The 13,336-nt window shown below is 66.5% G+C and carries 8 protein-coding genes; 6 read left to right on the forward strand and 2 right to left on the reverse strand.

Features of this window, described 5'->3' with window-relative positions:
• Window positions 1-127: 127 nt before the first annotated feature.
• The 5 genes from CAG11_RS10175 to nagE are packed head-to-tail and all read left to right on the forward strand — an operon-like array spanning window position 128 to window position 7,274.
• The gene (locus tag CAG11_RS10175; RefSeq protein WP_022642483.1) at window positions 128-859 is read left to right on the forward strand and encodes a GntR family transcriptional regulator; all 732 of its coding nucleotides are present in this window, start codon (window positions 128-130) and stop codon (window positions 857-859) included.
• A 29-nt stretch (window positions 860-888) separates the two neighbouring features.
• Window positions 889-1,995 carry an N-acetylglucosamine-6-phosphate deacetylase gene (gene nagA / locus CAG11_RS10180; RefSeq protein ID WP_085596213.1) on the forward strand — a complete coding sequence of 369 codons (1,107 nt, stop codon included), beginning with the start codon at window positions 889-891 and terminating at the stop codon, window positions 1,993-1,995.
• Entirely contained in the window at window positions 1,976-2,998 is a 1,023-nt protein-coding gene (locus tag CAG11_RS10185) for an SIS domain-containing protein (protein WP_143494536.1), read from the forward strand. Before nagA ends, CAG11_RS10185 begins: the two co-directional genes overlap by 20 nt.
• 28 nt (window positions 2,999-3,026) lie before the next feature.
• Window positions 3,027-5,543, forward strand: a complete 2,517-nt coding sequence (ptsP, locus tag CAG11_RS10190) for a phosphoenolpyruvate--protein phosphotransferase (RefSeq protein WP_085596215.1) — start codon at window positions 3,027-3,029, stop codon at window positions 5,541-5,543.
• Between the two features lie 24 nt (window positions 5,544-5,567).
• The gene (nagE, locus tag CAG11_RS10195; RefSeq protein WP_022642477.1) at window positions 5,568-7,274 is read left to right on the forward strand and encodes an N-acetylglucosamine-specific PTS transporter subunit IIBC; all 1,707 of its coding nucleotides are present in this window, start codon (window positions 5,568-5,570) and stop codon (window positions 7,272-7,274) included.
• 75 nt (window positions 7,275-7,349) lie between these two features.
• Here the strand turns inward: nagE and CAG11_RS10200 are convergent, their stop codons facing one another.
• On the reverse strand, window positions 7,350-7,661 hold the full coding sequence (locus CAG11_RS10200) for a YqfO family protein (protein ID WP_085596216.1): 312 nt from the start codon (window positions 7,659-7,661) through the stop codon (window positions 7,350-7,352).
• A 4-nt stretch (window positions 7,662-7,665) separates the two neighbouring features.
• On the reverse strand, window positions 7,666-11,562 hold the full coding sequence (gene purL / locus CAG11_RS10205; RefSeq protein WP_085596217.1) for a phosphoribosylformylglycinamidine synthase: 3,897 nt from the start codon (window positions 11,560-11,562) through the stop codon (window positions 7,666-7,668).
• 286 nt (window positions 11,563-11,848) lie between these two features.
• Between purL and mltF the strand changes: the two genes are divergently transcribed.
• Window positions 11,849-13,309, forward strand: a complete 1,461-nt coding sequence (gene mltF, locus CAG11_RS10210) for a membrane-bound lytic murein transglycosylase MltF (RefSeq protein WP_053134316.1) — start codon at window positions 11,849-11,851, stop codon at window positions 13,307-13,309.
• The last annotated feature ends 27 nt before the right edge of the window (window positions 13,310-13,336 follow it).

Consider the following 13,336-nt stretch of genomic DNA (forward strand, 5'->3'; position numbering starts at 1 on the left):
AGCACCCCGATAGTGCCCATGCTGGCGCGCCTACTGCGGACCAGTGGCGTTGACATGGTATTTAAGTGGTATTAGTTTTTCGGCACTACCGGGCGACAACAACCTATAACCGCATCGGAAACCGACCATGAACCACCTCCTGAACCTGCGCCCGGACGACACCCAGCCCACCCCGCTATACCTGCAACTGGCCCGCAACCTGGAAGCGGCGATCCATGCCGGCCAGTGGAAAGCCGAGCAGGCCCTGCCCTCGGAGCGCAACCTCAGCGAGCTGCTGGGCATTTCCCGGGTGACCGCGCGCAAGGCCCTGGAAGTGCTTTTCGAGCAGGGCCTGATCCGCCGCAACCAAGGCTCCGGGACCTTCATCACGCCGCGCCTGGAACAACCGCTGTCGCGGCTCTCCGGCTTCAGCGAGATGCTGCGCCTCAAGGGCTTCGTGCCCGGTTCCCAATGGCTGGAACGCACCCTCACCCCGCCGACCCACGAAGAACTGATCCGCCTCGGCCTGTCGCCCAACGACAAGGTGGCGCGCCTCAAGCGCCTGCGCAAAGCCGACGATGTGGTGATGGCGATCGAGATGAGCACCCTGCCGGCACGCATCATCGCCCGCCCCGAAGCGGTGGGCGACTCGCTGTACGAGTACCTCGACGGTATCGGCCGACCCGTGGTGCGGGCGCTGCAACACATCCAGGCGATCAACGCCTCGGACGAGTTCGCCGCCCTGGTGGGCATCGCCCCCGGTACCGCCATGCTGCTGATGACCCGGGTCGGCTATCTGGAAGACAACACGCCGATCGAAGTCACCGACACCTACTGCCGCAACGACTACTACGACTTCGTCGCTGAATTGCGACGCTGAGCCCGATTTCAGGAGGCCAAGAAACGCCCATGTCCGAAGCCAACATACTCACGCCCCAGGGCTGGATCCGCGGCCACCTGGTCCATAACCAAGGCAAGGTGACCGCCATCGATGGCAGCCCCTGCGACCCGGCCGACAACGACCTGCCCTACCTGCTGCCCGGCTTCATCGACCTGCATGTACACGGTGGCGGCGGCAAGGACATCATGCAGGGCAGCGAGGCCTTCGAGACCATCGCCCGCACCCACCTGCGCTTCGGCACCACCTCGCTACTGGCCACCACCATGACCGCGCCCAGCACGGAAATCCGCCAGGTACTGGGGCAACTGGGCCATTACGCCCGGCAGCGCCCCGCCGGCTCCGCCCGGGTCCTGGGCGTGCACCTGGAAGGCCCCTACATCAATCCCGGCAAGCTCGGCGCCCAGCCCAACTTCGCCCATACCGCGCTGCTGGCGGAAATCGAGCAGTACCTGGAGCTGGCGCCGATCCGGGTGATCACCATCGCCCCGGAGATCGCCGGCCACAACGAACTGATCCGGGTCTTGAGCGAGCGCGGGATCCGCATGCAGATCGGCCACACCCTGGGCAGCTATGAAGAAGGCGTGGCCGCCATGGCCGCCGGCGCCACCAGCTTCACCCACCTGTACAACGCCATGAGCCCGCTGCATCACCGTGAACCGGGCATCGTCGGCGCGGCCCTGGCCCATGCCCAGTACGCCGAGCTGATTCCCGACCTCTTGCATGTGCACCCCGGGGCGATGCGCGTGGCCCTGCGCTCGATCCCGTGCCTGTACTGCGTCACCGACTCCACCGCCGCCGCTGGCATGCCCGACGGCGAGTACAAGCTGGGCAGCCACACGGTGACCAAGTGCCTGGGCGGCGTGCGCCTGCCGGACGGCACCCTGGCCGGCAGCACCCTGACCATGGACCAGGCCCTGCGCAACCTGGTGAAGATCGGCCTGCCCCTGGCCGAAGCCTCGCAGCGCCTGTCGCAGTTTCCCGCCGACTACCTCGGCCTACCCGAGCGCGGCCGCCTGCAACCTGGCAGCTGGGCCGACAGCGTGCGCCTGGACCGCGCACTCAAACTGACCGCCGTCATGGTCGAAGGAGAAGAGCTTGACTTCCAAGATGCTTGAAGAGGCGCTGTCCTCGCACACCGCCGTGAGCAACCAGCTGCAGCACCTGGAGCCGTCGCTGGTGGAGGTGGCCGGTCGCCTGCGACGCCAACCGCCGCAAGTGGCGATGACCGTGGCCCGGGGCAGTTCCGACCATGCCGCCAGCTACTTCGCCTACCTGACCATGCAGCATGTAGGCATTCCAGTGGCCTCCCTGCCGATGTCGGTGGTCACCATGCAGCAAGCGCCACTAAAGGTCAGCGGCCAGGCGGTCTTCGCCTTCTCGCAGTCGGGCCAGAGCCCGGACCTGGTGAACAGCGTGCGCCTGCTGCGCAAGCGCGGCGCCCTCACTGTCGGCCTGGTCAACGCCCCGAACAGTCCGCTGGAAGCGGCCAGCGAGTTTTCCCTGCCGCTGTACGCCGGGCCCGAACAGAGCGTGGCCGCCACCAAGAGCTTCATCGCTACCCTCAGCGCCAGCGCGCGGCTGATCGGCCACTGGAACGAAGACGCGCACCTGCTCGATGCCGGCCATGCCCTGTCCGAGGGGCTCGAGCAAGCCGCCACCGAGGATTGGAGCCCGGCCATCGAAGCCCTGCGCAATTGCCAGCGCTTGATGGTGATCGGCCGTGGCGCGGGCTTCGCCATCGCCCAGGAAGCGGCGCTCAAGCTCAAGGAAACCTCGGCGATCCAGGCCGAAGCCTTCAGCAGCGCCGAGGTGCGCCATGGCCCGATGGCCCTGATCGAGCACGACTACCCCCTGCTGGTATTCGCTCCACGGGGCGCGGAACAGGGCGGCCTGCTGAGCCTGGCCGCCGACATGCGCCAGCGTGGCGCCAAGGTACTGCTGGCCGCCCCGGACGATATCCAGGAACGGGACCTGCCCCTGTGCCTGGCCGAACACCCGGCGCTGGACCCGGTCCTGGCGATCCAGAGCTTCTATGTCATGGCCGCCGGCCTGGCCGAGGCCCGCCGCATGGACCCCGACCAGCCACGGCACCTGAGCAAAGTGACCCGCACTCACTAAGCCCCCCTTGATCGATGAGTACTGCGCCATGCACAACAACAATAACGACCTGACGCTCGGTGCCCCGCTAAGCGGGCCCGTCTTGCCGCTACGCAACGTTCCCGATCCGGTGTTCGCCACCGGCGCCATGGGCGACGGGATCGCCATCGATCCGCTCAACGATACCCTGCACGCCCCCTGCGCCGGCCAGGTGATCCAGGTCGCACGCACCGGCCACGCCGTGACCCTGCGCGCCGACAACGGCGCCGAAGTACTGCTGCACCTGGGCCTGGATACCGTCGAGCTGAAGGGTAAAGGTTTCGAGCTGCTGGTCCAGGAAGGCCAGCGCGTCAGCGCCGGCCAGCCTCTGCTGCGCTTCGACCTGGACTATGTCGCGCAGCATTGCCGGAGCCTGATCAGCCTGCTGATCCTGACCAACAGCGAGGGCTTCGAGCAGCGTCCGCTGAGCCTGGGCGCCGTGAAGATCGGCGAACCGCTGTTGCATATCACTCGACGCAGCCAGGCTCCGGCATCCTCATCTAGCGCCCCGGGTTCGGCGGAACAGGCCAGCGCCCGGGTCCGGGTTGCCCATCGCGGCGGCCTGCATGCGCGCCCCGCGGCCCTGGTCCGCCAATGCGCCGCCGGCTTCGCCAGCCAATCGCAGCTGAGTTTCAAGGACAAGAGCGCCCCCTGCACCAGCCTGGTGGCCCTGATGGGCCTGGGTATCGGCGAACAGGATGAAGTGCTGGTCAGTTGCCAGGGCGCCGATTGCCAGGCCGCCTTGCAAGCGCTGCTCAAGACCCTGGGCACGGCGCTGGAGAGCGACGCCCACCCGGCGCCCGCCGTGGTCGCGCCCAGCATCCGGCGCCCCGCCGAAGACGGCGTATTGCATGGGGTCTGTGCCGCACCAGGGCTGATCGCCGGCCCACTGCTGCGACTTGAGGCCATGCAATTGCCGGAGGACCTTGGCCAGCACCAGCCCCATGAACAGCGCCAAGCCTTGGAGAAAGCCCTGGAGCAGGTCCGCGCCGACATCCACCAGACCCTGGACCAGGCCCGCCGGCGCCACAACCAGGAAGAACAGGATATTTTCAACGCCCACCTGGCCCTGCTGGAAGACCCGACCCTGCTGGACGCCGCGCACGCCGCCATCGCCCAGGGCCGGGCCGCCACCCACGCCTGGAGCGCGGCGATCGCCGAGCAGTGCCAGGTGCTGCAAGGCCTGGACAACTCCTTGCTGGCTGAGCGCGCCAACGACCTGCGCGACCTGCAACAACGGGTGCTGCGGGCCTTGCTGGGTACAACCTGGCACTACGACCTGCCGCCCGGGGCGCTGGTCGCCGCCGATGAGCTGACCCCCTCGGACCTGCTGCAACTGAGCGCCCAGGGCGTGGCCGGCCTGTGCATGGCCGCCGGCGGCGCGACTTCCCACGTGGCGATCCTGGCCCGGGGCAAGGGCTTGCCGTGCCTGGTGGCCCTGGGCCAGGAAGTCCTGCACCTGGACAGTGGTCGCCAGGTGGTGCTGGATGCCGACGGCGGACGCCTGGAACTGGCGCCCGATCCACAACGCCTGCAGCAGGTACAAGAGGCCCATCGGGCTCGCTTGCAGCGCCGCGCCTTGCAGCAACAACAGGCCACGGAGCCGGCCCTGACCCGTGACGGCCTGGTGATCGAAGTGGCGGCCAACGTCGCCTCCAGCGACGAGGCCCGGGACGCCCACCTGGGTGGTGCCGACGGCATCGGCCTGCTGCGCACCGAGTTCCTGTTCGTCGACCGCCAGCACGCACCGGACCAGGCGGAACAGCGCCAGGCCTATCAGGACGTGCTGGATGCCATGGGCGACAAACCGGTGATCATCCGCACCATCGATGTCGGCGGCGACAAGCAACTGGACTACCTGCCACTGCCGGCCGAGGCCAACCCGGTGCTGGGCCTGCGCGGCATCCGCCTGGCCCAGGCCCGCCCCGAACTGCTGGACCAGCAACTGCGCGCCCTGCTCCAGGTGGCGCCGCTGGAGCGTTGCCGGATCATGCTGCCGATGATCACCGAGGTGGCCGAGTTGCTGCATATCCGCCAGCGCCTGGATGCCCTGGCCAGCGAACTGGGGATCGCCCAGCGTCCAGAACTGGGGGTGATGATCGAAGTCCCGGCGGCGGCCTTGATGGCCGAGCAACTGGCCGAGCATGCCGACTTCCTGTCCATCGGCACCAATGACCTGTCCCAGTACACCCTGGCCATGGACCGCGACCATGCCGGGCTGGCCGCCCGGGTCGACGCCTTGCACCCGGCGCTGCTGCGGCTGATCGCCCAGACCTGCGCTGGCGCCAGGCGCCATGGACGCTGGGTCGGGGTATGCGGCGCCCTGGCCTCCGATCCGCTGGCCACGCCGGTGCTGATCGGCCTGGGCGTCAGCGAACTGTCGGTCAGCCCGCCCCAGGTCGGGGAACTCAAGGACCGGGTCCGCCAGCTCGATGCCGGCCAATGCCGTCATCTGAGCCAGACCCTGCTCGACCTGCCCGGCGCCGCCGCTGTCCGCCAGGCCTGCGCCGAGCATTGGCCTCTATAAGCACAAGAATCCAGGAGAGACGCCATGTACCAGTATTTCATCGAGGGCCTGCAGCGCCTCGGCCGGGCGCTGATGCTGCCCATCGCCATCCTGCCCATCGCCGGCCTGCTGCTGCGCCTGGGCGACACCGACCTGCTGGACATCGCCATCATCCACGATGCCGGGCAGTCGATCTTCGGCAACCTGGCGCTGATCTTCGCCATCGGTATCGCCGTGGGTTTCGCCAAGGACAACAACGGTACCGCCGGCCTGGCCGGAGCGATCGGTTACCTGGTGATGATCTCGACCCTCAAGGTGCTGGACGCCAGCATCAACATGGGCATGCTCGCCGGGATCATCAGCGGGCTGACGGCCGGTGCGCTGTACAACCGCTTCAAGGACATCAAGCTGCCGGAATACCTGGCGTTCTTCGGTGGCCGGCGCTTCGTGCCCATCGTCACCGGCTTCACCGCCGTGGGCCTGGGCGTGGTGTTCGGCCTGATCTGGCCGCCGATCCAGCATGGCATCAACAGCTTCGGCCAACTGCTGCTGGAAAGCGGCAGCTTCGGCGCCTTCGTCTTCGGCGTGTTCAACCGCCTGCTGATCGTCACTGGCCTGCACCACATCCTCAACAACATGGCCTGGTTCATCTTCGGCAGCTTTACCGACCCGAACACCGGCGCCGTGGTCACCGGCGACCTGACCCGCTATTTTGCCGGCGACCCCAACGGCGGCCAGTTCATGACCGGGATGTTCCCGATGATGCTGTTCGGCCTGCCCGCCGCCTGCCTGGCCATGTACCGCAATGCCCTGCCGGAGCGGCGCAAGGTGATGGGCGGGATCTTCCTGTCCATGGCCCTGACCTCGTTCCTCACCGGGGTCACCGAACCCATCGAGTTCGCCTTCATGTTCCTGGCGCCGTTGCTGTACCTGGTGCATGCGCTGCTCACCGGGATGTCCATGGCCCTGACCAACCTGCTGGATATCCACTTGGGCTTCACCTTCTCCGGCGGCGCCATCGACATGGCCCTGGGCTGGGGTCGCTCCACCAATGGCTGGAAGGTGTTGCCGGTGGGCTTGCTGTATGCGGTGATCTACTACCTGGTGTTCGATTTCTGCATTCGCCGCTTCAACCTCAAGACCCCGGGTCGCGAGGACATCCCCACCGCCAACAAGAGCGAGCTGGCCAGCGACCAGCGCGCCACGGCCTACATCGAGGCCCTGGGCGGCGCCGCGAACCTGATCACCGTGGGCGCCTGCACCACCCGCCTGCGCCTGGAACTGGCCGACCGCGACCTGGCCCGCGACGCCGACCTCAAGGCCCTGGGCGCCATGGCCGTGGTACGCCCCGGCAAGGGCTGCAGCCTGCAAGTGGTGGTCGGCCCGACCGCCGATAGCATCGCCGATGAAATCCGCCAGGCCCTGCCGGCCTCGCGCAGCACTCCCGAACCGCTGCCGCAGACGCCGGCCCCGGTATCGATCGCGGTTCCCACCCAGGAAGCCCAGCAATGGCTCACCGCCCTGGGCGGTCGCGACAACCTGCTGCAACTGGACTGCGTAGCCCTGACCCGGCTGCGGGTGCAACTGGGCGACAGCCGTGGCTTGTCGGAAGCGGCGCTACGCAACCTGGGCTGCCAGGGCACAAGGCGCCTGGAAGGCGACGTCTGGCATGTGCTGATCGGCGAGAAGGCCGCCGGCCTGCAAGCCGCCCTCCAGGTGCTGATGCAGCGCGAGGTCAGTGCCAGCGCCTGAGGAGCGAAACCGCGCGCCCATAAAAAAGCCCGCTGGCCGTTTCCGGTCCAGCGGGCTTTCTACTTGTGGATAACCTCAGAACGCTTCCAGGCGCCAGACCTCGTAGGCCGGGGTCTCGTAGGGATGGCTCTGCTTGAGTGCCATCACCACGCCGCGGATCAGTTCATCGGCCACCACCAGCTCGACCTTCCACTCCTCCACCCGCTCCACCAGGCCGGTCTGCCCGAGGAACGGCTGGCTGCCGTCCAAGGGGCGGAACTGGCCCTGGCCGAGCACCTGCCAAGCGCACTGGTCGTAGGTGCCGATGCGTCCGCCACCTGCGGCGAACACGGCGCTCTTGACCTGCTCCACATGGCTGGGAGGCACGAAGAAGCTGAGCTTGTACATCGGCTCAGTTCACCCAGACGCGAGCGTTGAGGAACATGCGCATCCAGCCCGCATCTTCGTTCCAGTCATCAGGACGCCAGGAGTTCTGCACGGCACGGAACACCCGCTCAGGATGCGGCATCATGATGGTGACGCGACCGTCGCGGCTGGTGAGGCCGGTGATCCCGCGTGGCGAACCGTTGGGGTTGGCCGGGTAGCGCTCGGTGACCTTGCCGTGGTTGTCAACGAAGCGCAGGGCCACGCAACCGGACAGGTCGGCTTCCAGCAGCGCTTCTTCGCTTTCGAACTCGGCATGGCCTTCGCCGTGGGCGATGGCGATCGGCATCCGCGAACCAGCCATGCCCTGCAGGAAGATCGAGTTCGACTCCTGCACCTGGACCATGGCCACGCGGCCTTCGAATTGCTCGGAACGGTTGCGCACGAAGTGCGGCCAGAACTCACTGCCCGGGACCAGCTCGTGCAGGTTGGACATCATCTGGCACCCGTTGCACACACCAAGGGTGAAGGTGTCGTTGCGCTCGAAGAAGCCCTGGAACGCATCGCGGGCGCGGCTGTTGAACAGTGCCGACTTGGCCCAGCCTTCGCCGGCGCCCAGTACGTCACCGTAGGAGAAGCCGCCGCAGGCGACCATGCCCTTGAACTCGTTGAGGTCGACGCGACCGGCGAGGATATCGCTCATGTGCACGTCGATGGCGTTGAAGCCGGCACGGTCGAACGCCGCGGCCATTTCCACCTGGCCGTTGACGCCCTGCTCGCGCAGCACTGCCACCTGGGGCCGTACGCCCTTCTTGATGTAAGGCGCGGCGATGTCCTGGTTGACGTCGAAGCTCAGCTTGACGCTCAGGCCCGGGTTGTCTTCCTCCAGGACCACGTCGAACTCCTGCTCGGCGCAGTCGGCGTTGTCGCGCAGGCGCTGGATCTGGTAGCTGGTCTCGGCCCACTGGCGCTGCAGCAGGCGACGCTCGCCGGCGAACACGTTCTGGCCATTGAAGGTGATGTTGATGTGGCCGTTGTTGACCGGCTGGCCGATCACCGCCACGCAGTCGCCCAGGCCCGCGGCGCTGAACTGTGCGAGCACGCTCGGAGTGGCGTCCTGGCGAACCTGGATCAAAGCACCCAGTTCCTCGTTGAACAGGATGGCCGGGATATCGGCCGCGCTGGCAGCCAGGGCATCCAGGTTCAGGTTCAGGCCGCAGTGGCCGGCGAAGGCCATTTCCACTGCGCTGGTCAGCAGGCCGCCGTCGGAACGGTCGTGGTAGGCCAGCAGGTGGCCGTCGGCATTGAGGCCCTGGATCACCGCGAAGAAGGCCTTCAGGTCTTCGGCGTCATCGACGTCCGGAGCCTGCTTGCCGATCTTGCCGTGGGTCTGGGCGAGGATCGAGGCGCCCATGCGGTTCTGGCCACGGCCCAGGTCGATCAGGACCAGGTCGGTGGTGCCCTTGTCCATGCGCAGTTGCGGGGTCAGGGTCTGGCGGATGTCGGTGACCGGGGCGAAGCCGGTGACGATCAGCGACAGCGGCGCGGTGACGCTCTTGTCCACGCCCTCTTCGCTCCAGCGGGTGGCCATGGACATGGAGTCCTTGCCCACCGGGATGGTGATGCCCAGCTCCGGGCACAGCTCCATGCCGACAGCCTTGACGGTGTCGTACAGGCGCGCGTCTTCGCCCGGGTGGCCGGCAGCGGACATCCAGTTGGCGGAGAGCTTGATGTCGCTGATCTTGCCGATGCGCGAGGCCGCGAGGTTGGTCAGGGTCTCGCCGATGGCCATGCGCCCGGACGCCGGGGCATCCAGCAGGGCCAGCGGAGTACGCTCGCCCATGGCCATGGCTTCGCCGGTGTAGACATCGAAGCTGGTGGCGGTGACCGCCACGTCGGCTACCGGCACCTGCCACGGGCCGACCATCTGGTCGCGGGCCACGAGGCCGGTGATGGTGCGGTCGCCGATGGTGATCAGGAAGCTCTTGCTGGCCACGGCCGGGTGGTGCAGGACACGCCCGATGCTCTCGGCGACGTCCAGGGTGCTCGGATCGAAATCATCGCCCAGCTCGGCTTCGCGAACCGCTGAACGGTGCATGCGCGGGGCCTTGCCCAGCAGCACTTCCAGGGGCATATCCACCGGGCTGTTGCCGAAGTGACTATCCGTGACCGTAAGCTGCGGCTCGGCGGTGGCTTCGCCGACCACCGCGAACGGGCAGCGCTCGCGCTCGCAGATGGCCTTGAAGCGCTCGAAGTCCTCGGCGCCCACCGCCAGGACATAACGTTCCTGGGATTCGTTGGACCAGATCTCGTGCGGGGCCATGCCCGGCTCGTCGTTGGGAATGTTGCGCAGCTCGAAGCGACCGCCGCGGCCGCCGTCGTTGACCAGCTCGGGGAAGGCGTTGGACAGGCCGCCCGCGCCGACGTCGTGGATGAAGCTGATGGGGTTCTTGTCCCCCAGCTGCCAGCAACGGTCGATGACCTCCTGGCAACGGCGTTCCATTTCCGGGTTCTCGCGCTGTACCGAGGCAAAATCCAGGTCCGCCGAGCTGGTGCCGGTAGCCATGGAGGAAGCGGCGCCGCCGCCCAGGCCGATGAGCATCGCCGGGCCGCCGAGGACGATCAGCTTGGAGCCGACGGTGATCTCGCCCTTCTGCACGTGTTCGTCGCGAATGTTGCCCATGCCGCCAGCCAGCATGATCGGCTTGTGGTAGCCACGCACTTCTTCACCACGGGGGGTGGTGATGGACTGTTCGAAGGTCCGGAAGTAGCCGGTCAGGGCCGGACGGCCGAATTCGTTGTTGAACGCTGCGCCACCCAGCGGGCCTTCGATCATGATGTCCAGGGCGTCGACGATGCGCTCGGGCTTGCCGTACGGCACTTCCCAAGGCTGTTCGAAGCCGGGGATCTGCAGGTTGGAAACGGTGAAACCGGTGAGGCCGGCCTTGGGCTTGGCGCCACGACCGGTGGCACCCTCGTCGCGGATCTCGCCGCCCGAACCGGTGGAAGCACCAGGGAACGGGGCGATGGCGGTCGGGTGGTTGTGGGTCTCGACCTTCATCAGGATATGCACCGGCTCCTGCACCGCGCCGTACTGGCGGGTCTCGGGATTCGGGAAGAAGCGCCCGGCGACGGAACCGACGATTACCGCGGCGTTGTCCTTGTAGGCCGAGAGCACACCTTCGTTGTGCATCTGGTAGGTGTTCTTGATCATGCCGAACAGGCTTTTTTCCTGGGCCTGGCCGTCGATGTCCCAACTGGCGTTGAAGATCTTGTGGCGGCAGTGCTCGGAGTTGGCCTGGGCGAACATCATCAGTTCGATGTCGTGGGGGTTGCGTGCCAGGCCCTGGAAGGCCGTCATCAGGTAGTCGATTTCATCTTCGGCCAGGGCCAGGCCCAGCTCGCTGTTGGCCTTTTCCAGGGCGGCGCGACCACCGCCGAGGATGTCCACTGCGGTCAACGGCTTGGGTTCGGCGTGGCTGAACAGGCCGCCTGCCTGCTCCAGGTTGGCCATCACCACCTGGGTCATGCGGTCGTGCAACGCATCGCCGATCAGCTGGGCATCGGCCTCGCTGAACTCGCCGGCCACATAGCAGGCAATACCCCGTTCCAGGCGCTGGACTTTCGCCAGGCCGCAGTTGCGGGCGATGTCGCTGGCCTTGCTCGACCAGGGCGAGATGGTGCCGAACCGCGGCAGGACCAGGAACAGTCGGCCGCTCGGCTCTTGTACCGGAACGCTTGGGCCGTACTTCAGAAGGCGCGCAAGCACCTGCTGTTCGTCGCCGGTCAGGACGCCGGTGACTTCGGCGAAGTGAGCGAATTCAGCATACAGGCCACTGACAGCCGGTACTTTCTGGCTCAGTTGCTCAAGGAGTTTGCTGTGGCGAAAGGCAGAAAGGGCAGGAGCGCCGCGCAGGATCAACATCTTCGGGACAGCCTCGGGAAGGGGTGTGCTTTGAGGCCGTGCATTCTAACGTAAACCGCCAGCATCGGCACTCGAAACGCTATCCACCCACGCCTCCGGGCGTCGGCCCGGTCATGGCGCCCTATAACAAAGGCTTATCGAGGTTATCGCCAAGGGTTATTTGAATCGTCACATTGGCCGCCGAAGGCCCAATCCCGTGGCCTCCAGCCCAGGCCGCCAATCGCTAGCAGACAAGCCCTTCGCTGTCGAGATATGGCGGCCGTTGTGCTTTGCGTATACTGCGCCAATGTTTTCCCCTATGGCTTTACGTCCGCGCTGCGCCAAGTGGCTCATCGTTACCGGACTCTTCCTGATGCTCGGTGCCTGCGTTGAAAAACCCAGCACCCTGGAGCGTGTAAAGGAGGATGGCGTGCTGCGGGTGATCACCCGGAACAGTCCCGCCACCTACTTCCAGGATCGCAATGGTGAAACCGGCTTCGAATACGAGCTGGTGAAACGCTTCGCCGACGATCTGGGGGTCGAGCTGAAGATCGAGACCGCCGACAACCTCGACGACCTGTTCGGTCAGCTGGGCCAACCCAAGGGCCCGGTGCTGGCCGCCGCCGGCCTGGTGGGCAGCGAGCAGCGCAAGCAGCAGGTGCGCTTCTCCCACCCGTACCTGGAGGTCACCCCGCAGATCATCTATCGCAACGGCCAATCCCGCCCCACCACCGCCCAGGACCTGGTAGGCAAGCACATCATGGTGCTCAAGGGCAGCAGCCATGCCGAACAACTGGCCGAACTCAAGCTCAAGTATCCCGCTATCGCCTACGAAGAATCGGACGCCGTGGAAGTGGTGGACCTGCTGCGCATGGTCGACGAGGGGCAGATCGACCTGACCCTGGTGGATTCCAACGAACTGGCGATGAACCAGGTGTATTTCCCCAACGTGCGGGTAGCCTTCGACCTCGGCGACGCCCGCAGCCAGAGCTGGGCAGTGGCCGCCGGCGACGACAACAGCCTGCTCAACGAGATCAACGCCTTCCTCGACAAAGTGGAGAAGAACGGCACCCTGCAACGCCTCAAGGACCGCTACTACGGCCATGTGGACGTGCTCGGTTATGTGGGCGCCTACACCTTCGCCCAGCACTTGCAGCAACGCCTGCCCAAGTACGAGAAGCACTTCAAGGCCTCGGCCAAGCAGCAAAAGCTCGACTGGCGCCTGCTGGCCGCCGTCGGCTACCAGGAATCCATGTGGCAGGCCGAGGTGACCTCCAAGACCGGCGTGCGCGGCCTGATGATGCTGACCCAGAACACCGCCCAGGCCATGGGCGTCTCCAACCGCCTGGACCCCAAGCAAAGCATCAGCGGCGGGGCCAAGTACCTGGCCTACATCAGGGATCAGCTGGACGACAAGATCGAGGAGCCGGACCGCACCTGGTTCGCCCTTGCCGCCTACAACGTCGGCACCGGCCACCTGGATGACGCGCGCACCCTGGCCAAGCGCGAAGGCCTGAATCCGAACAAGTGGCTGGACGTGAAGAAGATGCTGCCGCGCCTGTCGCAGAAGCAGTGGTACAGCAAGACCCGCTATGGCTATGCCCGGGGCGGCGAGCCGGTGCATTTTGTGGCCAACATCCGTCGCTACTACGACATCCTCACCTGGGTGACCCAGCCGCAGCTGGAGGGCGACCAGGTCGCCGAAGGCAACCTGCACGTCCCGGGCGTCAACAAGGCCAAGCCGGCCGAGGAAAACCCGCCGCTCTGAAGCCGCCAGCCTCGGAGCGGAGAAGCC

This window comes from Pseudomonas sp. B6(2017), assembly GCF_002112765.1.
Taxonomy (GTDB): Bacteria; Pseudomonadota; Gammaproteobacteria; order Pseudomonadales; family Pseudomonadaceae; genus Aquipseudomonas; species Aquipseudomonas piscis.